Origin of the sequence: Halomonas sp. MCCC 1A13316 (genome assembly GCF_014931605.1) — a bacterium.
Taxonomy (GTDB): Bacteria; Pseudomonadota; Gammaproteobacteria; order Pseudomonadales; family Halomonadaceae; genus Halomonas.
Map to the genome: position 1 here is coordinate 2649562 of NZ_CP053382.1, position 23275 is coordinate 2672836.

The following is a 23275-nucleotide window of genomic DNA, read 5'->3' on the forward strand; positions in this document are numbered from 1 at the left end:
AAACAAATTGAATAACCCCCTAGGCTGACTTCAGCACCTCGCACAATCGTGTCCTAGTGCGAATCAAAATTTGCATGAAAATCAGCAAGCAAGGGAACAAAGACAATGACACCCCGCTTGATACTGCTACCCATTGCCGCGTGCATGGCAGCCTTGAGCTGTACTACAACCCAGGCGGCCCCATCTGACGAACATCAGGCCCACCTGGAGAATGTCCAGCCGACGCCCTTGCCACCCTGGCCAAGCGGTGATGAAGTCGGCATGGGGAACACCCAGGGTCCTGGCACCTGGCAGCGATGTGCCTTTCACCTCATGGATCCCCAAGCACAGGCATATGAGCTGGCCCATCCGCGCAGTGCGTCAATGCCGCAATCGCCGTTTGCCGAACCCGAGTCCTACCGCTTCGATCCATCCAGCGGCATCCCGGGCACTCGCCACGGATTCAATACCGAATCCACCAGCGGCAACGTAGGCGGTCAGGGTACCCAACTCGACGGGCTAGGCCATTTCGCCTTCCTGCCAGAGCGCTGGAACGGTGAAGGGGAGTTTCCCTCCGAGGCGCTGCGTTATTTCGGCGGCTTCACCCAGAATGAGGTGAAACCGACTCCGGATGCTCCGCTCGAGAAGCTCGGCCTCGAAAATCTTCCCCCTATCGTCACTTCGGCCGTGTTGCTGGATGCCGCGACCTACCTCAACGAGGGCGAACCACTCGCCGCCGGCGACTTGATCACTCGCGACGACATCCAAGGCATGCTTGAAGCCCAAGGACTCGCCTGGCGCGGCCTGCTGCCCGGCGATGTGCTCTATATACATACCGGCTGGGGCAAGTATTGGGATAGCGGCGATGAGCGCTACTACACCCAGGGGCCGGGGCTGGCCTTCGATACCGTGGAATGGCTGAAAGAGCAGGCCATCGTGCTGGTCGCCCTGGATAATCCTTTCACCGACCCAGCTCCCGAAGGCATGTTAGCGGGAGAGGCGATGCCGGAGGGTGTCCCGGATGGGCTCCCCTTCGCTATCCACCACTCCAACCTGACGCAGTCAGGCATCTATCAGATTCAGAATGCGCGGCTGGATGAATTGGCCGCAGACCGGGTCTGGACCTCCTGCACCATGATTCTTCCCGCCCAGACGAAAGGAGCCGCACAGGCACCGGTCAGGCCCGTTGCGATCGGCACTTCCTTCAACGACTGAAACCGCATCCCCTGTCAGGACAATAACAACGGAGATAAAAGATGAATCGTCATATCCGCTGGACCACGACCCTCGGCACCGCCCTCGTCACGCTGGGGCTGGTGAGCCAAGCCGCCGCCGACACGGCAACGCTGCGTACCGTCAGCGCCTTCACTCCCGGCACGGCCATCCCGCACACCTTCGAGATGTTTCTCGAAGAGATCGAGAACGATCCCGATGCACCGGTCGAGGTCGATTTCATCGGCGGCCCCGAAACCATGCCCCCGTTTCAGATCGGCAATGCGGTAAGCAACGGTGTCGTCGATATGGCCTTCGTCACCTCGGCGTTCTATACCAGTTCACTGCCGGCTGCCCATGCCCTCAACCTGACGCGCTATTCCCCAGAGGAGCTACGCGAAACGGGCCGCTTCGAGCAGTTGCAGGAAATGTGGCGCGAGCAGATGAACGTGCACTACCTGGCTTACACCAACTACGGCAACCGCTATCACCTGTATCTCAACGAGCCCATCGACAGCCCCGAACTCAACGGCCTGCGCATGCGTATCACGCCGGTTTACCGTGCCTTCGCTGAAGCCATGGGCGGCGAGGCGGCCCAGACCCCACCCGGTGAGGTGTATACCGCGCTGGAGCGAGGCACGGTGGATGGCTACGGCTGGCCGGTTCAGGGCATCTTCGACCTCGGCTGGCAGGAGCATACCCGCTACCGCGTCGACCCCGGTTTCTATCACGTCGAAGTCGGCGTGCTGGTGAACCAGGACGCGTGGGACAACCTGACCGACGAGCAGCGTGACTATCTCACCGAGAAGGCCATCTGGCTGGAAGAGCAGAACGGCCTCAACGAGGAGATCAACGCCGAGGAGGAGCGTCGTCAGGCCGAAGCGGGCATCGAGGTGATTGAGTTCGAGGGCGAAGAGCGCGAGCGTTACCTGGAGATGGCCTACCAGGTGCAGTGGGAGCGGCTGGCGGAGGAGCATGCCGAGAATGCCGAGCGACTGAGAGAGATTCTGGACAGTGAATGACACCACTCTTGTCGACAAGACGGTGGCACGTTCACCGTTGCTGAAGGCGTACCACTACGTCATGCAAACCTGCGGCCTTGCCGCAGGTATCATCATCGGTGTCGTGTCGATTGTCATCGTCCTCAATGTCTTGAGCCGCAACCTGGGTGTCGGTTCGATCTACGGCACAGTGGAAGGCAGCGAATACGCCATCGCCGCCGCCACCTTCCTGGCCGCCCCCTGGGTGCTCTATCACGGCGCCCATGTGCGGGTGGATCTTCTCCAACAGGCGCTGCCAAAGGCATACCGGAGTTATCTGGAAATGGGCATCAACCTGCTCGGTGCCCTGGTCTGCCTGTGCTTCGGCTACTACTTGCTGGCCACCGGCGCCGAGTACCTGAGCCGCGGATCGATGGTCTACAAATCCTTCGTCTTTCCGGAGTGGTGGACGTTCATTCTCCCGACCACCTGCTTCGCTCTGCTGACCCTCGAGTTCCTGCGCCGCCTGTGGCGCCTCATGCTGCCACGGGAGCGTTGACATGGAGTGGCATTCAGCTCTACTTCTGCTGGTGGGCGGGCTTGTCTGTCTGATGGCGCTGGGCCTGCCGGTGGTCTTCGCCTTTATCGCGATCAATCTCGTCGGTGCCTTTATCTTCATGGGCGGCGAGATGGGCATCATGCAGATGGCGCGCAACAGCGCCGAGGCCATCACCAGCTTTTCGCTGATTCCCATCCCCCTCTTCGTGCTCATGGGTGAAGTCCTGTTTCACACGGGCCTCGCCTACAAGGCCATTACCGCCATCGAGCGGTTGATCAAGCGCGTTCCCGGCCGCCTGAGCATCGTCTCGGTACTGGGCGGCACCGCGTTCGCCACCCTCTCCGGGTCGAGCATTGCCAACACCGCCATGATGGGGAGCTCGCTGCTACCGGACATGCTCAAGCGCGGCTACCACCCTTCCATCGCCATGGGTCCGATCATGGCAGTGGGCGGCATTGCCATGCTGATCCCGCCTTCGGCGCTGGCGGTCACCTTGGGCAGCCTGGCCGGCATTTCCATCGGCGAGCTACTGATCGGCGGCATCATTCCGGGCATTCTCATGGGTGTTGCCGTGCTGATGTACGTGATGATCCGCTGCTCGTGGAATCCCGAGCTGGCCCCGGCGGATGACGGCGACGAAAGCCTCACTGCTTGGCAGCGCTGGCAACCCTTCTGTGTCTATGTGCTTCCCCTGAGCGGCATCTTCGTGGCCGTGGTAGGAAGCCTGCTGGCCGGCTGGGCCGAACCCACGGAATCCGCCGCCTTCGGCGCCGTCGCGGCCACCCTCGCTGCCCTGTGCTACCGCTGCCTGACCTTGGAGTCACTGAGCAAGTCGCTGATGGAAACGGCCAAGGTCTCGGTCATGATCCTGTTCGTGCTGGTGGCCTCTACCACGTTCTCCCAGCTGCTCTCCTTCTCCGGCGCCACCAACGGGCTGCTGAAAGTGGTGACTGGCTGGGAACTGACACCGCTGATGGTCGTGCTGGGCATGCTGCTGGTGCTGCTGGTGCTGGGCTGTTTTGCCGACCAGATCAGCATGATCATGATTACCCTGCCCTTCTTCATGCCGCTCGTGGCGAGCCTGGGTATCGACCCGATCTGGATCGGCGTGCTGTTCCTGGTCGCCATGGAGATCAGCTTCCTGACCCCGCCCTTCGGGCTGTTGCTGATCGTGATGCAGGGCGTCGCCCCACCGGGCATCCGCCTGACCCAGGTCTATCAGGCCGCGTTTCCCTTCCTGCTGCTGCAGATGCTGGTTCTGGCGCTGGTGGTTGCACTGCCCTGGCTGGCCACCGGCTTGCCAAACCTGATGCGCTGATACCCCACAACACCACTCACGGCGAGGGCGAAATGCCCAAGCGGCGAGGAGAACAACATGGCGGAAAGAACGTTTGTCGAAGAGGTCAAGAAGCTGCGTCTCGGGCAGGGTGAAACCTTCCAGGGCGAGGGCATTCTTGCCGTCACCAAGGCGCTACTGCAGTCCGGTGTCGCCTATGTCGGCGGCTACCAGGGTGCGCCGATCTCGCATCTCATGGACGTGCTGGCTGATGCCCAGCCGATCCTCGAGGAGCTCGGCGTGCACTTCGAGAACAACGCCAGCGAGGCCGCCGCCGCGGCCATGCTGGCCGCCTCGGTCAACTATCCCCTGCGCGGTGCCGTGGCCTGGAAATCCACGGTGGGCACCAACGTCGCCTCCGATGCTCTGGCCAACCTGGCCTCGGGCGGCGTGACCGGCGGCGCGCTGATCATCGTCGGGGAGGATTACGGCGACGGCTCGAGCATCATGCAGGAGCGCACCCACGCCTTTGCCATGAAAAGCCAGATCTGGCTGCTCGACCCGCGCCCCAACCTGCCCTCCATCGTCAAGGCAGTGGAGATGGGCTTCGAGCTGTCGGAAGCCAGCAATACCCCGGTCATGCTGGAGCTGCGTATCCGCGCCTGCCACGTGCACGGGCGCTTCCAGACCCAGGCAAACCGCTCCCCTGACTTCACCATCGACGAGGCCTTGGCCAACCCGGTGCGCGACACTAGCCGCATCGTACTGCCCCCAGCCAGCTTTCAGCACGAGCACGAAAAGATCAACGCGCGCTGGCCGGCCGCCGTCCAGTTCATCCAGGAGCACGGCCTCAACGAGACCTTTCCCGGCGAGCATGGCGAGGTCGGGCTGATCCTGCAGGGCGGGCTCTACAACAGCGTCATTCGCGGGCTCGAGCGCCTGGGCCTGGCCGACACCTTCGGCAACAGCCGCATCCCCCTGCATGTGCTCAACGTCACCTACCCGCTGGTGGACAGCGAGCTGGAAGCCTTCTGCGCCGACAAGCGTGCCGTGCTGATGATCGAAGAGGGGCAACCCGACTACCTGGAGCAGGCGCTTTCCAGCATTCTGCGTCGTGCCGATATCGACACCCGCCTGCACGGCAAGGACGTACTGCCAAAGGCCGGCGAATACACCGGCAAGGTGATGCTCGAAGGCCTGCGCGGCTTTCTGGCCGCCGCCGCCCCCGAACTGCTGCCACAGGACGAGCCGGCCCGCGCTCCAGCCCCAGCGGCGCCCACCCTGCCGCCTCGCCCGCCCGGGTTCTGCACCGGCTGCCCCGAGCGGCCCATCTTCACCGCCATGAAGCTCGTCGAACGCGAGCTGGGGCCACGCCATGTCAGCTGCGATATCGGCTGCCACCTGTTCTCGATCCTGCCGCCCTTCAATATCGGCAACACCACCATGGGCTATGGCCTGGGTGCCTCCGCGGCGTCGGCCTTCCACGGCTCCAAGGGCGGGCGCGCCATCAGCGTGATGGGCGACGGCGGCTTCTGGCACAACGGCCTGACCAACGGCGTCGCCAATGCCGTCTACAACGGCGACGACGATGTGCTGCTGATCGTAGACAACTTCTACTCGGCGGCCACCGGCGGGCAGGACCTCCCCTCCTCGCGTGCCGAGAACCCCAACCGCCATACCAATATCCCGATCGAGCAGGCGGTCAAAGGGGTGGGCGTCAAGTGGGTACGAGTCGTTGATCGCACCTACGACGTGCAGCGCATGAAGGAGACACTCACGGAAGCGCTGACCACCCAGGCCAAGGGGCCCAAGGTGATCATCGCCCAGTCGGAGTGCATGCTGAACCTGCAGCGGCGCGAGAAGCCCAAGGTGCGCCAGGCCCTCAAGGAGGGCAAGCGCACCGTTCGCCAGCGCTTCGGCGTCGACAGCGACACCTGCACCGGGGATCACGCCTGCATCCGTATTTCCGGCTGCCCCTCGCTGTCGATACAGCCCAATCCCGACCCGCTGCGCGAACACCCCATCGCCCAGGTCGACAACACCTGCGTGGGCTGTGGCCTGTGCGGCGAGGCGGCCCATGCCGCGGTGCTCTGCCCCTCCTTCTACCGCGCCGATGTCATCAGCCACCCCAGCCGCTGGGATCGCCTGAAGCATCGCTGGCGTCAAGGCATCATCCGCCGCCTGCAGGCATGGCACGAGAAACGCCTGGCCCAGTTGCCTTCTACTGCTCATCTTTCGGGAGAGGCCCATGCCTGACATGACCACAGCCACGCGTCCGATCACACTGGCCATCATGGCCATGGGCGGCCAGGGCGGTGGCGTGCTCTCCGACTGGATCGTCCACCTGGCCGAGAGCAACGGCTATCTGGCCCAGGCCACCTCGGTGCCCGGCGTCGCCCAGCGCACCGGGGCCACCATCTACTATCTCGAGCTCTTTCCCGAAGCCGAGGCCGAACGCGCCGGCCAGGCGCCGGTACTGGCGTTGATGCCCTCGCCGGGCGATGTCGATATCGTGCTGGCCGCCGAGTTCATGGAGGCCGGCCGTGCCCTGGAGCGCGGGCTGGTGACCCCGGACCGCTCCACGGTGATCGCCTCGAGCCACCGGGTCTATGGCATCACCGAGAAGAGCGCCTTGGGCAACGGCATTCTCGACCCGGAACCGATACGCGAGCAGCTTCGCCGGCATGCCCGGCGCTTCATCGAGTTCGACATGGAAGACACGGCGCGCCGCCAGGGCAGCGTGATCAGCGCCGTACTGTTCGGCGCCCTGGCCGGCAGCCAGACGCTGCCCTTCCCACGCGAGGCGTTCGAGCAGGCGATACGCGACGGCGGCATCGGTGTCGCGGCGAGCCTGCGTGCCTTCGATGAAGGCTTCCAGCAGGCACAGGGGGCCGAACCCCATGCAGCGCCGAGCGACGCCTCGCCAAGGGAAGCCGAGACGTCGCCCAAAACAGGCGATGCGGAACTCGACGCCATACTGGGCGAGATCGACAGTCGCTTTTCCGAGCCGGTGCGGCAAGTGGTGCGCGAGGGCGTGCTGCGCCTGATCGACTATCAGGATCTTGAATACGCCGGAGAGTACCTGGGTCTGCTCCAGGAGCGCAGGAAGCATATGCCAGCAGAAGAGGAGCAGCATATGCCCCTTCTGCGCGAACTGGCCCGCCACCTGGCGCTGTGGATGAGCTACGAGGACACCATTCGCGTGGCCGATATGAAGATCCGCCGGCAACGCCAGGATCGGGTGCGCAGTGAGGTCAAGGCCGAGCCGGAGCAGATCGTCTACACTGCCGAATTCATGCATCCGCGCGTCGAGGAGATCTGCGACACCCTGCCGGCCGGCCTGGGTAGCTGGGTGATGCGTACCGACTCGATTCGCCGGCCACTGGCCAAAATCACCCAGCGCGGTCGGCGCATCAGCCCCCAGCGGCTGAGAGGGTTCCTACTGCTGCTGAGCGTGGCGAGCCTGCGGCGATGGCGCAAGCGAACCCTACGCTATCGTGATGAATGGCAGCGCATCGCGGCCTGGCTGGCTGCGGTCGATCGCGCGCTCGCCATCTCCCCGGATGTGGCCTTGGAAGTCATCAAGGCGCAGGGGTTGGTGAAAGGCTATGGCGACACCCATCAGCGCGGCTTGGCCAGTTTCAATACCGTGATGCTGGCCTTCGAACGCTTCGGCGATGAACCGGATGCCGCCGCTCGCCTGCACCAGCTCCGCGACGCCGCTCTCGCCGACGAGAAGGGCGAAACCCTGCAGCGCAGCGTGGGGGAATGGAAGCCGAAAGTGCAGGAAGCGGGCACCTCTCGCATCGCCGTGAAGCAGCTCTAGGAATTCAATACCCGGCTGCTGGGATCACATACCCAGGGCCGGACATGAACGAGAACAAGAACATGACTTACACCACACGACGCAAGGTACGCTTCGAGCACTGCGACCCGGCCGGCATCGTCTTCTACCCGCGCTACTTCGAGATGATCAATGCCACCGTCGAAGACTGGTTCAGCGACGTGGTGGGCTGCGGCTTTCCCGAGCTCGTGGCATCGGGGCGAGGCGTTCCTGTCGTCGCCCTCGAAACCCAGTTTCTCTCGCCAAGCCGGCTGGGGGAGACCCTGACCTTCCGCCTGCTCCCGCAAGCCGTGGGGCGAACCAGCCTCAAGCTCGACATCACCGCCACAGGCGATGACCAGCCCCGCCTGAAAGTCCTGTTAACGCTGGTGCTGATCAATCTGGCAACCGGCCGCCCCCTGCCCTGGCCCGATGCCATGCGCCAGGAGTTCTTGCTCAACGACACCTGAAGGAAACTGCAGCGACCACTGAGCCTGTCAGGCGGCTATGGATCTCATCGAAGGAGATCAAGCTGCCGCATCAAGCGCGGCGGTGCCAAGCGACGAGCAAGATGGACTGAAGAAAGCGCTGACTAGGCGCATTCACTCTGCTGACGGTACAGCTGGCGCTTGATATCGGCACGCTCGAGAATCAGCAGATCGAGCAGCTGATCCTGCTGCTGGCGAGTCAGTCCCTCGTCGCTCATCAGGTTGTCGAGCAGAGACTCGATTTCACTCTCGTGCGTGGTGGTAGGAAGAGAGGCGTAGCTGGGAATCAGCGAGACGAACATGTTGTGCACTCCAAGGACCCTGCGTGGGAACCTGTTTTCATTGGTATGTAACTGCAATGTAAATGAAGAATGAGGTAATTTTTCAAGAGGGTCAACCATGGGAGGCATCGACGCGTAACCTCTCACTCGCTGACAGAGGACGCCCGCTGGGGCATAGCAAGCCGCGGCGTCCTGCAACGGCGTTAGGTGCCCCGGCCTTAGCGTGGAACGGGGCACGGAAATCGCTGTTAAAGCCATGTTTCCGCCCGTTTGCCAACTTGCCTCGCCAGTTCGCCTCATTCATTATGCTTAAGAAAAAGTAATCAGCCTCCTAATCAATTCGGCCGCAGCAAGAGGCTGCAGGAGCCCCCCACGTGCCCGACGATTTCGCCCTGCTGGAAGCCCAGCAGGACATTCATGAACTGGTTGCTCAGCAGGCTCCGCTTGGGCATACCCTTGAGGCGATTGCCGACTGGATCGGCATGATGCTGCCTGGCGCCGAAGTGGCTTTCATGCGCTTCGATTCGACGAACTGCACGCTCAGCCTGTTTCCCAGCCCTCGCTTCTCGCAGCACTATTTCGAGCAGCTCCAGAATGTCCCCCTTGGCCCGGAGGCCGCCTCCTTCGGTGCGGCGGCTTACCATCGCCGGCAAGTATTTACGGAAGATATCCAGACGGATCCACGCTGGGCATCGTTTCGCAGTGCTGCCCTGGCCGAGGGGTTTCGAGCATGCTGGTCGAGCCCAGTGGTCACCGCGCAAGGAGAGCTGCTGGGCACGTTTGGTACCTATTACCGTGAGCCCAACGCCCCCAGCGACTTGAGCAAGAGACGCCTTCGACAAGCCGCGGCCCTGGTCGCCCTGGCGACTGTCCGGGATCGTGACAATCGCCATCATCGTACCCTGGCCGAGTGGCATCACTCGCTGTTCGCTTATCATCCGCACGGCGTATATGAGTTCGATCTAGAGGGCAGGTTCAAGCGTGGGAACATTGCCCAGGAGTCGATTACTGGCTGCTCCGAAGAAGAGCTTTTGGGTCGCCACTTCAATGAGTTCGTCGCACCAGCGTATCGCGAACTGACCCAGGCCGCCTTCGATGCTGCCAAGGCCGGCGCATCTCGCCGGTACGAGACCTTGGCCACCCATATTGACGGCCACACCTGCCATTTGGAAGTCACCAATTTTCCCGTCATCGTCGAGGGCGAAATCGTTGGCGTCTACGGCATCTGCCAGGACATCACCCAGCGTAAACGCCAGGAAGCCGAGCTGCGTCTGTTGAAGCGCGGCATTGAGGCCAGCCCCAATGGGGTCGTCATGAGCGATGCCACCCAACCAGACATGCCGCTCGTCTATGCCAATGAAGCTTTCTGCGAGCTGACGGGATATGCGCAGGAAGAAGTGCTTGGTAAGAGCTGCCGTTTTTTGCAGGGCGACGAAACCCATCCCAAGGACATCGAGGCGATACGACAGGCCCTTGCCGCCCAAGCCGACGTACAGGTCACGCTGCTCAACTACCGCAAGGACGGCACCCCCTTCTGGAACCGGCTGGCCATCAGCCCGGTTTTCGATGACGGCGGACACTGTACTCACTTTATCGGCATTCAGGAGGACATAACGCGAGACCGGAGCCAGGAGGCCCGGATCGCCTACCAGGCCACTCACGACATGCTCACTGACCTGCCCAACCGGTCCGTGCTCGATGACCGCCTCGAGCAGGACTTCCGATTGAGCCAGCGGGAACAGAGCCTGCTGGCGGTCATGTATCTTGACCTTGACGGTTTCAAGGCGATCAACGATGGCTTGGGCCATGCCATGGGCAACCGAGTACTGATGTCGGTCGCCGGCCGCCTTCGTCAGTTGCTTGGCCCCAGCGATACCTTGGCCCGCCTCACCGGGGATGAGTTCGTCTTCCTGATGCCCGGCTTCAAGGATCGCGCGGAGGTGGCCGCCGCCGCCGAGCGTATACTCGCAGCGCTGGAGTGCCCCTTCGAGATAGAGGGGCGTACCTTGTATATCAGCACCAGCATCGGTATCGCCTGCAGCGATGAGGACGTTCAACAGGCACACGAGTTGGTTCAACACGCCGACCTGGCCGTGGAAGCGGCGAAGCGACAGGGACGCAATACCTGGCAGTGGTATCAGGGAGATGGTAAGCAGGCCATCAGCGAACACGCGCTGCTGCGTCATGATCTCGACACGGCGCTGCGTGAGAACCAGTTCGAGCTCTATTATCAGCCGATCGTCGATGCCGTCAGTGGCCAGATCTGCAGCGTCGAAGCCCTGGTTCGCTGGCACCACCCCAGGCATGGGATGGTGTCGCCCGGCATTTTTATTCCTATCGCCGAGCAGACCGGCCAGATCATACCCTTGGGCCGCTGGGTGCTGGAACAAGCGTGTCGAAGCCTGGCCGACCTGCACGCCAAGGGCGAACGGGTGTACCCCGTGGCGGTCAATATTTCGTCGCTGCAGTTCCGCCGCGACGGCTTTCTCGATGAAGTGCGGCGTATCCTGAAAGAGACGGGGCTGCCGCCTGAACTCCTCGAACTGGAGATGACCGAGAGCATCCTGCTGGGGGGCGCCGAGGAAGCCATCGAGATGATTCGCATCCTGGACGGGATGAACATCACGGTTGCCATTGACGATTTCGGCACCGGCTTCTCCAGCCTCAGCTACTTGCGCGACCTGCCCATTCACAAGATCAAGCTGGACCGCGCGTTCATTCGGAACATCCTTACCGACCACAGCAGTGCCGCTATAGTACAGGGCATCATCGCCATGGCCCATCACATGGGCTTGGCGGTGGTGGCCGAAGGTATCGAGGAGCGTGAGCAGCAGTTGGATCTGATTCGTCGCGATTGTGACATGCTGCAGGGTTTTTACTTCGCCAGGCCGATGCCCTGGGAGGATCTGTTGACCCTGCCCAACCCTTTACCTGAAGGCGTACGCGGAGGGAATTAACGTATAAATGGCGTCGTTAAAAAAACAGTGTTTCCCATCTCTTGGGCCTTCCCCTAGAATGCGCCGGCTTACGCCAAGCGCGTGACCCCTCAGGAGGCCTCTCGGTGGCGATCAACGTTTTCTGCAAGCGACTGGCCATGGCCGTCATCGTGCCTGTCATCCTGGTAACGGCTACCCTGTACCCGGTCTTTCGCGCCCACCTTGACGCTCGGCTCGATGGGGCCATATCCACAGCGGATGCCCTGCTGCAGGGGGGCCACAGGACGCTGCAGAAAGACATCAACGCCAGCATCAATCATCTGCTGGCAACGGCCGAGATGCCGTTGCTCAAGCGTTATCTGGATGGCGTGGGGGTGGCCCAATCCCCGCCTCTCGAGGCCGCCACACAGCTCACCAAAGCGCAAGTTCGCGCCTTGTTCGATACACTGTTGCCTCACTATGCTCGCTATGCCCAGCTGAGCTTGACCGACCTGGATGGCCGAGCGCTGCTGAGCGTCGGCCACGCCGGCTTACCGCCCGCCGGGCAAGATGCCAATGCCGTTCTTCTCCACGAGGCCAGGTTGCTTGCGCCTCGCGATGTCTATCTCTCTTCGCCAAGACGCCGCTTGCCGTATGAAAGCGGGCCGTCGGTTGGCCGTCCCGTGATGGATATCGCAACCCCCGTGTACGATACGCAGGGGCATCGTAAAGGCATTCTGCGCTTCACTCTGGATTGGCAAACACTCGCGACTCACCTTCAACAAACCATGGCACTCGATGCCGCGTCCTACCCGCTGCTGGTGGATGCACGCGGAACCTGGCTACTGGACGAGACACAAGGTCCGCTACCCTTCGGCGGCCACTTCGCGTCCCACTCGCCGGAAACCTGGAAGGCCTTGTTGCCGCGCCATCATGGCAAGACAGACCTCGACGAGCGGCTCGTGATGTTCCAGACGTACGACGCTCGCATCCACCATTACCAAAGCCAGGCCGGAATGGTGACCAGCGAGCCAGGCCTTCAACCCTGGCGGCTAGGTATCGTCTTGACCAAGCCCAGTCTCGCAACGCTTCTCCATGAAGAGAAAACCCTGCTTTTCATCCTTCTCCTGCTGTATCTCTTATCCATCGCCTTCGGTGTGTATTGGGCGATCAGCCATCATCGCCAGCACGCGCTGCGGCGACAGGCTCAGCAGCTCTCCCACGAGGCACATCAGTACGCCCTCGATGTGAGGGATCTCTACGAGAACGCGCCCTGCGGCTACCACTCACTCGACGCGGATGGCCGAGTGGTGAAGATGAACCGCACCGAGCTCGCCTGGCTGGGATACAGTGCCGAGGAGGTTATCGAAAAGCGCAATTACCGCAACTTCGTCACGCCCGAAACTCGCCAGGCCTTCGAAACGGCTTTCCAGGCTGTCCTGGGCCCTGAGCGCGAGGGCGCCGCGGAGTGCGAACTGCTCACTCGCAGCGGCGAGACGCTCCCCGTGGTCATTCAGGCTACCGCCTATATCACGCGCCATGGATATGTGAACACGCGTGCCATGGTCTTCGATCTAAGCGAACGCAAGCAGATGGAAGAGGCATTGGCTCGCCAGGCCATGACGGACCCGCTAACAGGGCTGGGCAATCGTCGCTATCTGCATGACCAAGCCGCCAGAGAGATGGCCCGAGCACGACGGAGCGGTGCCCCCCTCAGCCTGATCGCCATCGACCTGGACCATTTCAAGCGCATCAATGACGAGTATGGCCACGATGCAGGCGACCTTGTGCTGCAGGCCTTTGCCAGAACGGCCCAAGGCCTGCTGAGAGAGGGCGATGTGCTCTGCCGGATGGGTGGTGAAGAGTTCGTTGCCATGCTTCCCGATACCCCTCTGGATCAGGCCATACAAGTCGCCGAGCGACTCCGCCAGGCGCTGGAAAATGCCCCGGTAGAAGTGGGCCAGGAAGGGATCGATAAGCACCTGCTTCGCTACACCGCTTCACTCGGTGTCACATCGGTAGACATGGACGAGCCCAGCCTCAAGCCCGCCATCAAGCGAGCCGACAGTGGGCTCTATGAAGCCAAGGCGCAGGGACGCAACCGGGTGGTCTGGATGTAGGCAACAGCAGCGCTGGCAGTTGGGCGGTGAATTGGCCGACAAGCTGCGGATCGATGTCGACCGGTCCTTCAGCGACGCCAGCTTATTGAAGACATCAAGCAAAAAACAGCGTTTATCGTCTATGAAGTATTCGTCAAAGCGCGACGAGTTACGAAAGACCCAGCATCGCCCACGTATGCTCGCGCTGCTGCTTGACGGACTGGTCGAGAATCGTTAACAGCTTGTCATAATCTTCCGGCATCTGCTCATCCATGCCGGTTACCTCGAAGGCCGCTAACGTCTCGCGGGTCTCGCAAATCACTGATTCCAGTTGGCTGATGACTTGCTGATGCTCATCCTCCGTCATAGCGAAGCCCCTCTCGATCGGTCTGCCACTCGTGGGTACGCAGGTAGAGACGACGAAGGCTTTCTATGGCCACAGCCTCTTCCGCCTGCAGCTCAAGGAGCGCATCGTCTTTCTTCCCCTCCTGAAACTCGAAGAGCTCGACGGAGTAGCGGCGCATCAGATGCTTCAGGTTCATGCGGATCATGACGGTTTCGAGCTCGAATTCGATCTTCAAATTCTTGAGGCTAAGCTTCTCGGCCGGATCGTAACAACGCTCGATTCTGGAGACGAGCGTATCGCGTATGAAACGTTCGGTGGCCTTGAGCTTCGGCACCAGATCTTCCAGTAACTCTCGAACAGATAACGTAACACTAGATTCCAAATCGAACTCCCTACATCTGGCTATAATATTGTGCGGACTTTCGCTCGGCACAAGTAGAAAAAAATATTAATTCAGCTTATTAGAAATAAAAAAGCAGGGCTTTCGCCCTGCTTTTAGTACAACCTTACCAGCTAAACCATTAACCCAGCAGAGACAGCACGTTCTGCGGAATCTGGTTTGCCTGTGCCAGTACGGAAGTACCGGCCTGCTGCAGGATCTGAGCCTTGGTCATGTTAGCCACTTCGGTCGCGTAGTCGGCGTCTTCGATGCGCGAACGGGCAGCAGACAGGTTGGTCTCGTTGGTCTGAAGGTTGGTGATGGCAGACTCGAAACGGTTCTGGATAGCACCGAGGTCAGAGCGAAGTGTGTCAACTTGGCTCAGAGCACCATCCAAAGTTGCCAAAGGATCAGTGGTACGAGCTTCAGTCTGACCTTGGGCTGAGGAATCAAATGCTACTTCGAGCTCACCATCCCCTGCTGCGCCAGTAGAATCATCTGTGATTTTAAAGTCACTCTCGCTTACTGAAAAATATGTTTTAACAGTGCCGTTTGTATTTTCAACAAAATAGTTTCCCGCATCATCTTGAACAAGCGCATTTGTTCCAGCACCAGCAGTATTACTATCAGTAAGGGTAAGGGTGCTTATTGCGACATCATTACTATCCGTGAAGTCACCAGCAACCTTTGCAGTAACATTATCTACATACCCATTCACATTGAATGTATCCATGCTCAGGGTATCTGAATTAATCTCTTCAAGCTCAATATCGATGGATTCACCATCATTGGCACCGACCTGAATTGAAATATCTTGATCCTTTGAGAGGACCTTCACGCCGTTGAAGCTGGTCTCATCAGAAATGCGATTGATCTCATTAACCCGTTGCTCAATTTCTGCTTGAATCGAATTAAGGTCATCGCCGGAGTTGGTGCCGTTCTGAGCCTGAACAGTCAGTTCACGAATACGCTGCAGGTTATCGTTTACCTGATTAAGGGCGCCTTCAGCAGTTTGAGCCGCTGAGATACCGTCGTTGGCGTTGCGCTGCGCCTGAGACAGACCAGTGATCTGGCTGCTCATGCGGTTGGCGATGGCCTGACCCGCCGCATCATCCTTGGCGCTGTTGATACGCAGGCCGGAGGAGAGGCGCTCCATGGAGGTCTGCAGGGCATTCTGTGACTTGGACAGGTTGGCCTGGCCAATCATGGAAGTGATGTTGGTATTGATCACTGACATGGAATCATTCCTTCTTTTCGTTGAGGGCTCCATTGGCGGGCCCACTGAACCTTGTTTAACTGGCCCAGCATCTCGGGCCTACCTCAACGGCGCCGTTGGCCGTTACCCTAATTAACGGCACCTGCCGGCAAGACTTTAGGGCGTGGTGAAATTTTTTTCGTTTGGCGTTGATAGTTTTTGCTGTTACCCGACCCTAGCGCTCCAAGCCCAGCTTGCAGCCCTGCGATTACCGCATACACAAAGTCAGCACGAGACAACGCAGCGTGCAACCAACAACGCGAAAGCGCCGCCAGGCGGGGCCTGGCGGCGCTTTTCCTCTGATACAAACGAGCGATCACTCCCGTCCGAGCTGGGCGTTCATCATGTCGAACTGCTGGAACAGGTAGTCACTGGTCTGGTTCATCTGGGCGATCATGGTATCCAGCTGAGAGAACTGCTGGCGATAGCGCTCGATGGTTCGCTCAACGCTCGCTTCCATGCGTGTAAAGCGCTCGTTCAGGCTCTCGACACGGCTCTCGGCACCCTCGATGGCATTGCCGAGCATGCCGTTGTCGTCGAGGATCTGCTTCAGGGTGCCACTGAACTGACCGGCCATGCCGGCCTCTTCGCTATCACCGGCAAAGAAGGCTGACACTGCCGCAGGAGAATCCGTAATGGCGGCATCCAGGGCCGCTTCGTCGACTTCCAGCTTTCCCTCCTTGTTGAGAGAAACACCCAGATCCGAGAGCAAGGAAAAGTCACCGCCTGGTACGCTGCTGGTGAGGTCCTGCACCATACGCGACTCCAGGGTGCGTACGGTCCGATCGCCAATAAGCTCGCCAGACGAGGTGCCGTCGACTCCAGGCTTGATCATCCGGCCAATGGTGGACTGCAGCTCGTTGTAGGCGGACACCCACTTGTTGACCGCGTCCTTGACCGAACCGTCATCACGCGACACGGTGAGGCTCAAGGTGTTGCCCTCGGCCTCCGGCGTAAGCGACAAGGTTACACCCTGGATGGCCTCCTCCACGGTATTGGTGGCACTGGTGATGGCGATGCCATTGATCGTAAGGCTGGCATCTTTGCCTGTACGGGCCGTCGCGGCATCTTCCCCTAGCGTGACACCGGCCGACAGCCCCGTGAAAGTCATTCCGGTAATACCCGCATCAGCCCCCGTCTCTCTCGAAGAGAGCACGAGACGATAGCCAGTCCCATCGTTGATGATGGAAGCATCGACGCCGGCAGCCTCATCGGCATTAATGGCGTCGCGCATGCCTTCCAGCGTGCTGCCGGCCTCCAGAGCCACCGTATGGGTAGTGCCATCTCCGAAAGCAAGGTCCAGGGTGGAACCGGCATCGGTGAGACTGGTCTCCAAGCTATCCACACGAGTCGTTGCCAGCGTGCCGGCAGTAGCAATGCTGGTTACCGCAACGTCGTAACGGCCTGGGCTCGCCGCATCACTGGCTGAAGCCGACATGCCATCGCCCTGCACGCTGGCCGAGAGCTTCTGATAAAGCGTTGAATCATTGAGCGCTTGCGCCGCGCCCTGAAGCTTGTCGACACCGGCCTTGAGCCGACCGAAGGCGGATATCTTCGCCTCTTGTTGTGCCTTTTGCTGTGCGATGGGCTGCAGTTTCTGCCGCTCGGCACTGCGCAGCTGATCGAGCAGGCCGTTCAGGTCGAGGCCGGAGCCAATGCCGAGTGAAGAGATCGATGCCATGTTATTCGCTTCCCTGGGTTGGCAGAGATTAGTGATTAGAACCGCTATCGGCCGCAGCGCAAGGAACTTTAGCGCTTCAAAAATTTTTTTCCATACGCAGCAGGCCGCTTCCCTGCGGCCAGTTCAGCTTGCGTCACACTCAGGCTTGGGCCAACCGGCGCTCGCTGAGCTTGAACCCACCTACGGCTTCGGCTAGACGGTCGGCCTGATCCTTGAGCTGTTCGGCCGCCACCGTCGATTCTTCCACCAGAGCGGCGTTCTGCTGGGTCATGCGGTCGAGTTCGGCAACCGCCACATTGACCTGACCAATACCGTCGCTCTGCTCACTTGCCGCCACGCTGATCTCGCCCAGAACCTTGGCCACTCGATTCACGCCCGCCACCAGTTCTTCCATTGTCGCGCCTGCGCGACGAACCAATTCGGTACCCGCGGCCACCTTCTGGCCGGATGCATCGATCAAGCTACGAATCTCACGCGACGCTTCGGCACTGCGCGTCGCCAGCTGGCGTACCTCGCCTGCCACAACGGCGAAGCCCCGGCCTTGTTCCCCGGCACGCGCTGCTTCGACCGAGGCGTTGAGCGCCAGCAGGTTGGTCTGGAAGGCAATGCCATCCATTACCTTGACGATGTTACCGATGCGCTCCGAAGAGGCCGTGATCTCCTCCATGGTGTTCACGACCTGCCCCACCACTTGGCCGCCGCGGGTCGCCACATCGGAAGCCGACTGAGAAAGCTCGCTGGCATGACGCGACGAATCCGCGGTGTGCTCGACGGTGCTGGTGATCTCTTCGATCGAGGCCGAACTCTGCTGCAGGCTCGAGGCGGCATTCTCGGTACGCCGGGAGAGATCCTGGCCGCCGGTCGCGATTTCGCTCGCCGCTACGGTCACCGACTCACTGGCATCACGAATGGTGAGCATGACATTCTCGATACGCGATACGAACTGGTTAAAGGCGCCTGCGATTTGCGCCACCTCATCGCGACCGTTCTCGGGCAGGCGTCGGGTAAGGTCGCCTTCACCACTGGCGATGTCGGTCATGGCATCGCGTACTGCCTGCAACCGGCGGAACATCAGTTTGAGCAGTGTTCCCAGCACCAGGGCCGCCCCCAGCACCACCAGTACCAGGGTCACCAGCGATGTTCCCAGTACGGTGCGCAGTCCGGCCCTGGCTTCGCGTTCGTCCAGCGCTACGACTAGCTGCCAGTCGGTACCCTGGATGGGCACGCTACGCAGCAGCTTGTTGCGCCCCTCCAAGGCGAGGTGCACTGGCTGTTCAACGCCGATCGGGGAAGAAAAGTAGCCGGCATCGAAGGTCTCGGACAGACGCGAAGCCGGTTCCAGCGTCATCTCGGGATCGGGATGCGCCACTAACGTACCATCGGCAGTAACCAGAAAGGCGAAGCTTTCCGGTGTTGGTGCAATGGCACCCACATTGGCCACGATGGTATCGATGGCGATGTCCCCACCGCCAACCGCAACCAGCTGATCATCGACATGGAAGGGCGTGGCGATGGTGACGATCAAACCGCCGGTACTGGCATCCACGTAGGGCTGCGTAACGATGGTGTCACCGGCCTCTACGGCCTGGAGGTACCACGGGCGCTGGCGCGGATCATAGTCTGCCGGCGGATTCCAACCGTCGGAGAAAATCCCACTGCCATCCGCCGGGTCGGCCAGATACACCGAAATGAAGCCACCGGCAGCGGCCCCCTGTTGCAGCGCTGCCATCGGATCATCATTTCGAGCGACTGGTGCCAATGCTTCCAGCATGTCAGCGCGGGCCTCGATCCACTCGCTGATGGCAAGTCCATTGCCCTGGGCTTCGGCCGCCAGGTTGCGCGCGATCTGCTGGTCGTTATGACGTTGAAGGGTGAAGTAGTTAATGGCGGCGTTGAGTAGCAGCGACACGGCAATGACGGCAGCCGTGGCCAACAGCAAGCGCAGTCGCAAAGAGGTGAGCATGATAGGGGTCTCGCTTGTAACGGGATGCGGAGCCGGACGCCTCCTTGCACCGGGGTTACCCGCATATCGGCCGCGAGAGAATAGACTTTAGGTGGATTTCAGCGCGCGTGAATAATAACTTCCACTCGGCGATTCTGAGCCCGCCCCTCCCTCGTGTCGTTGCTGGCCAGGGGGCGTGTATCGGCGAGGCCCACTGCGCGAAGACGCTCTGAGTCGACACCCGCCCGCTCAAGGGCGTGAACGATGGCGATAGCCCTGGCACTGGAGAGCACCCAATTGGAGGGGAATTCTTCGGTCTGAATCGAACGACTGTCGGTATGCCCCTCCACAGCGACTTCTCCATCGTGGCGCTGGATCACTTCCATCAGGCTCTGAACGAGCGCCTCACCGTCGTCGGTCAACTCGGCCGTCGCGGTGGGAAACAGCATCCGATCCTCCACGCGCAGCTTGATACCCTCGGCCACCCGCGAAACCTCAACTCCCTCGAGGTCTGCCAGGTATGGGGCATCGTCCAAACGCTCGCTCAGCACGGCTTGCAGCTCCTCGGTCGCCGCTATGGCTTGCGGGTCGATTACCCCAACGCCGTTCGGCGGGCGATCGGTCAGCACCAGCGCAAATTCGGCAGCGGAAACCGGCAGTGGGCCGTTGGCCACCAACACCGGTTGCGGAGACGCCGGTGGCGACAATACAGGCAGAGGCGACTCACGTTTCGCCAACAGGGCCAGCGGCGTGGGCGGAGCCGTAAAGGCAACCCGTTCGCTCGGCGCCGGGTGCGGTAGCCCTGCCACGCCCAGCGCAGCTGCAATAGCAGATTGGCTCAGCTGGCCGCGAGCCGGACGAGGCACGGCCGGCACAGGCAACGCCTTTGCCATCTCACTGGGCAACGGAATGGCAAAGGGAACGTGCGTGGCGAGTGGCGCTGCCTCCTCGTCAGGCTGCCCGAAGCTGGAAAGCGTAAAGATGAGCACCATCAGCGCCACCAGAAGGGTCATGATGTCCAGGTAGCCGATCATCCAGGTGCTGTCCTGATCGTGATCGTAGTGGGTCGGCATCAGTGATTCGTGGCGCATGGGCCCACGATGATCACCGCTGCTTGAGTGCAGGGTACTCATCGAAACGGTTGTTAACCTGGAGGCATGAAAGGGAGACGCGAAAAGATGCCTAGACTAACGGGTCTCGATGACGGGTGAAACCATGAAAAGCGCCCGCCGAAGCCGGTTTCTCGATACCGCCTGAAACTGTCAGGCGTCTTGAGGCGTCACGCCATTGCGGGTGGCCAGATAGCGTTTGGCGAAGAGGTCGGCCGGCAGCGGTTGGCCGGTGAGATACCCCTGGATCAGTTCGACGCCATGCCGAGCCAGGGCTTCACGCTGCGACTCGGTCTCGACCCCGACGGCAGCCAGGCGCAGCTCCATTTCTCGAGCCAGCCCCGCCACCGCGGCCACGATGGCCGCACTGCCCCGCTGTCCGCTATCCAGGCGCTGCACGAAACGGCGGTCGATCTTGACCATGCTGATCGGCAGCTCCTGGAGATAACCGAACGAGGCATAGCCGGTGCCGAAATCATTGATGGCGACCTCGCCACCCAGGCGCCGCAAGCGCTTGAGCACGATGGCCGCCTGGTGGGGTTTTTCCATCAGCGTGCGCTCGGCGATCTCGAAACCCAGCAGGCCCGGCTGCAGCTTGTGTACGTTGAGTTTGGTGGCCACGCGCACGGGCAGGTCGTGCTGCCAGAACTGGCTTGCCGACAGGTTGATGCTGATGGGGACCGGCCCGGCCCCCAAGGTGCTCCAGGCGGCCAGCTGCGTGCAGATCTGCTCGAGAATGTACTCATCCAGCTGCGGCAATAGCCCCGCACGCTCGGCCAAGGTGACGACACTGGCCGGCGGCACGCTGCCCAACAGGGGGTGGTGCCAACGCAGCAGCGCCTCGGCGCCCTGCAGCCGGCCTCCTTCACGCTGGAAAACGGGTTGGTAGTGCAGTTGCAAGCCCTCTCCCGTGGCAAACGCCTCGCGCAGGGCCGTTTCGAGCGCGCGCTGGCGATCGTCCTGCAGATTCATCTCGTTGCGGTAGAGGCGGTAGCCGTTGCGGCCTTCCTGCTTGGCCCGATACATGGCGACATCGGCGTTATGTACCAACGATTCCGCCGTCGAAGCATCATCAGGGTAGAGGCTGATACCCAGGCTGCAACCGAGGCGAAACTCCTGGCCTTCGATCACGCAAGGCTCGCGGACGGCTTCCACCAGACGTCGGGCTACTCGGGCCACTTCGTCCACCTCTTCGAGGTCGGGAAGCAGCACGAGGAATTCATCGCCCCCGAGACGGGCAAGGGTGTCATCCTCTCGCAGGCGTAGCTGCAGCCTCTCGGCCATCATGACCAGCAGCTCGTCACCGAAGGCGTGGCCCAGCGCATCGTTGACCTCCTTGAAATGATCAAGATCGACAAAGATGACGGCCAGCCGGCTCTGGTTGCGATGGGCGTGGCGTATCGCCAGCTCCAGTCGGTCCTCCAGCAGGCGACGGTTGGGCAGCCCGGTAAGGGCATCGTAGTAGGCCAGCCTGCGAATACGCTCTTCATTGTCACGCAGGTGTGTGATGTCGCTGAACAGCGAAGCGTAATGCGTAGCTACCCCACTATCGTCGGTGATCGCCGTGATCGTCAGCATTTCCAGATAGAGCTCGCCGCTCTTGCGCCGATTCCAGATTTCGCCGCGCCAGTAACCACTGCGCTGCAGGGCGTCCCACATCTGACGGTAGAAGGCAGCGTCGTGGCGCCCCGACGACAGTATTGCGGGCGTTTTTCCGATCACCTCCTCTGCGGTGTAACCGGTCATATGGGTGAATGCACGATTGGCGAATTCGATGCGATTAGCGGTATCGGTGATGATGATTCCTTCCAGCGAGGAATCGATCACCCGCTCGGCCAGTTGCCGGTTTTCCCGCGACTGGGCAAGCGCACGGTCGCGCTGCTCCAGGGCGTTACGCAGGTCCTGCATGTAGAGGTGCTCGGCGCCAGCCAGCATGTCGCGAAAGCCCAGCAGCCCTACCACTTCATCGGCCTCATCCAGCACGGCCAGGTGGCGTACGCGATGATTCATCAGCAGATCCCGCGCGGCTATCAGGGTATCGTTCTGGTGCACCGTCAGCAGGGGTCGACTGGCAAGCGATTCGATTGGCGTATTCCCCGGATGGCGCGCCACGAACCGCACCAGGTCACGCTCGGTGAGAATGCCCAGCTCGCCATCCTCGCACTTGACCACAACGGCATCGCACTCGGAGAGCCGCATCGAACGCGCCGCCTGGGCCAAGCGCAGCTCGCCTTCCAGCACCAGCGCGCGCTGACGCATGGCGGCCTGAACCTCGCGCAGCCTCAGGTAGGGCTCGAGCCCCTGGTTCAGGGCAACATCGGTTTGCGAAAGGATTCCCAGCGGGGCGCCAGCGTCATCCACCACAAGGAAATGCCGGCGCCGCTCGGCATTGAAGCGCAGCGCGGCTTCGCTGACCGGCGTGCCTGAGGGCAGGCTCACCACCGGCTGGCTCATGAACTCCGATATGGGCTGACGTACGGCATCGGGGTCGGCGAAATTGACTGCAAGCGCGTCATGTTCCGTCCAGATACCCAGGGGCTGGCCCGATTTAACCACGACGATCGAGCTGCATTGGCGTGCCGCCATTCGCTCGGCTGCCATCCACAGCGGTGTCTCGAACTCACAAGTCAGCAACCCGGACTGCATGATGCGTTCGATAGTTAGCTCTTGGCTCATGGCGCCTCGCTGGCTGGAAACTGCTGCTTGAGTCAACGTCTACAGCGAACCCAAGTGCAACCTGCACGCTTCCCTGTCTGCTCAAGATCCCTGCTTGTCTGGATGCAACATTAAAAATGTAGCCAATCCGTAACTGCATTTTATCCACTTGGCATAACTTTGCATCAACGAACGGAAAAAATGTCCAACGGTACGCTCAAGGGCGCAAAAAATTGCATCAAACATTAAAGTTATTCGCGGCTGTGCCGATAGGTTTTGCGGGAGAGGCTGTCTAC

General features: G+C 61.0%; 17 protein-coding genes. 9 read left to right on the top strand and 8 right to left on the bottom strand.

The annotated features are described in order from the left end of the window. Positions 1-312 precede the first annotated feature (312 nt). The 7 genes from HNO52_RS12225 (at position 313) to HNO52_RS12255 (ending at position 8299) form a co-directional block, all read left to right on the top strand. Positions 313-1194, top strand: a complete 882-nt coding sequence (locus tag HNO52_RS12225) for a cyclase family protein (RefSeq protein ID WP_197565575.1) — start codon at positions 313-315, stop codon at positions 1192-1194. A 41-nt stretch (positions 1195-1235) separates the two neighbouring features. Beyond that, on the top strand, positions 1236-2213 hold the full coding sequence (gene dctP / locus HNO52_RS12230; protein WP_197565576.1) for a TRAP transporter substrate-binding protein DctP: 978 nt from the start codon (positions 1236-1238) through the stop codon (positions 2211-2213). After that, positions 2206-2730 carry a TRAP transporter small permease gene (locus HNO52_RS12235; protein ID WP_197565577.1) on the top strand — a complete coding sequence of 175 codons (525 nt, stop codon included), beginning with the start codon at positions 2206-2208 and terminating at the stop codon, positions 2728-2730. The genes dctP and HNO52_RS12235 overlap by 8 nt, the downstream gene beginning before the upstream one ends. A gap of 1 nt (position 2731) precedes the next feature. After that, positions 2732-4048, top strand: a complete 1317-nt coding sequence (locus HNO52_RS12240) for a TRAP transporter large permease (protein ID WP_197565578.1) — start codon at positions 2732-2734, stop codon at positions 4046-4048. A 57-nt stretch (positions 4049-4105) separates the two neighbouring features. After that, on the top strand, positions 4106-6262 hold the full coding sequence (locus HNO52_RS12245) for a thiamine pyrophosphate-dependent enzyme (protein ID WP_197565579.1): 2157 nt from the start codon (positions 4106-4108) through the stop codon (positions 6260-6262). Continuing rightward, positions 6255-7832 (top strand): indolepyruvate oxidoreductase subunit beta family protein, encoded by a 1578-nt coding sequence (locus HNO52_RS12250; protein WP_197565580.1) that lies wholly within the window; start codon positions 6255-6257, stop codon positions 7830-7832. The genes HNO52_RS12245 and HNO52_RS12250 overlap by 8 nt, the downstream gene beginning before the upstream one ends. Positions 7833-7894: 62 nt before the next feature. Beyond that, positions 7895-8299 carry an acyl-CoA thioesterase gene (locus HNO52_RS12255; protein WP_197565581.1) on the top strand — a complete coding sequence of 135 codons (405 nt, stop codon included), beginning with the start codon at positions 7895-7897 and terminating at the stop codon, positions 8297-8299. 122 nt (positions 8300-8421) lie between these two features. Here HNO52_RS12255 and HNO52_RS12260 read toward each other — a convergent pair whose 3' ends face one another. Continuing rightward, positions 8422-8619 carry a hypothetical protein gene (locus HNO52_RS12260; RefSeq protein WP_197565582.1) on the bottom strand — a complete coding sequence of 66 codons (198 nt, stop codon included), beginning with the start codon at positions 8617-8619 and terminating at the stop codon, positions 8422-8424. 353 nt (positions 8620-8972) lie between these two features. Here HNO52_RS12260 and HNO52_RS12265 point away from each other — a divergent pair, with 353 nt between their 5' ends. Beyond that, complete coding sequence (locus HNO52_RS12265; protein WP_232090271.1) at positions 8973-11555, top strand: bifunctional diguanylate cyclase/phosphodiesterase; 2583 nt, start codon at positions 8973-8975, stop codon at positions 11553-11555. A gap of 104 nt (positions 11556-11659) precedes the next feature. Continuing rightward, entirely contained in the window at positions 11660-13633 is a 1974-nt protein-coding gene (locus HNO52_RS12270) for a diguanylate cyclase (RefSeq protein ID WP_232090272.1), read from the top strand. 148 nt (positions 13634-13781) lie between these two features. On the opposite strand, the gene HNO52_RS12275 is transcribed toward HNO52_RS12270, so the two are convergent. From HNO52_RS12275 to HNO52_RS12305, 7 genes are all read right to left on the bottom strand, one after another. After that, positions 13782-13979, bottom strand: coding sequence for a hypothetical protein (locus tag HNO52_RS12275; RefSeq protein WP_197565583.1), 198 nt, complete (start codon positions 13977-13979; stop codon positions 13782-13784). Then, positions 13966-14292, bottom strand: coding sequence for a hypothetical protein (locus tag HNO52_RS12280; RefSeq protein ID WP_197565584.1), 327 nt, complete (start codon positions 14290-14292; stop codon positions 13966-13968). Before HNO52_RS12280 ends, HNO52_RS12275 begins: the two co-directional genes overlap by 14 nt. Before the next feature lie 187 nt (positions 14293-14479). Beyond that, positions 14480-15574 (bottom strand): FliC/FljB family flagellin, encoded by a 1095-nt coding sequence (locus HNO52_RS12285; protein ID WP_197565585.1) that lies wholly within the window; start codon positions 15572-15574, stop codon positions 14480-14482. A 334-nt stretch (positions 15575-15908) separates the two neighbouring features. Further along, positions 15909-17273: a flagellar filament capping protein FliD gene (gene fliD, locus HNO52_RS12290; protein ID WP_197565586.1), complete on the bottom strand. Its 1365-nt coding sequence runs from the start codon at positions 17271-17273 to the stop codon at positions 15909-15911. A gap of 139 nt (positions 17274-17412) precedes the next feature. After that, on the bottom strand, positions 17413-19236 hold the full coding sequence (locus tag HNO52_RS12295; protein ID WP_197565587.1) for a methyl-accepting chemotaxis protein: 1824 nt from the start codon (positions 19234-19236) through the stop codon (positions 17413-17415). A 98-nt stretch (positions 19237-19334) separates the two neighbouring features. Continuing rightward, positions 19335-20306 carry an OmpA family protein gene (locus HNO52_RS12300; RefSeq protein WP_232090273.1) on the bottom strand — a complete coding sequence of 324 codons (972 nt, stop codon included), beginning with the start codon at positions 20304-20306 and terminating at the stop codon, positions 19335-19337. 171 nt (positions 20307-20477) lie between these two features. Continuing rightward, positions 20478-23000, bottom strand: coding sequence for an EAL domain-containing protein (locus HNO52_RS12305; protein ID WP_197565589.1), 2523 nt, complete (start codon positions 22998-23000; stop codon positions 20478-20480). Positions 23001-23275 lie beyond the last annotated feature (275 nt).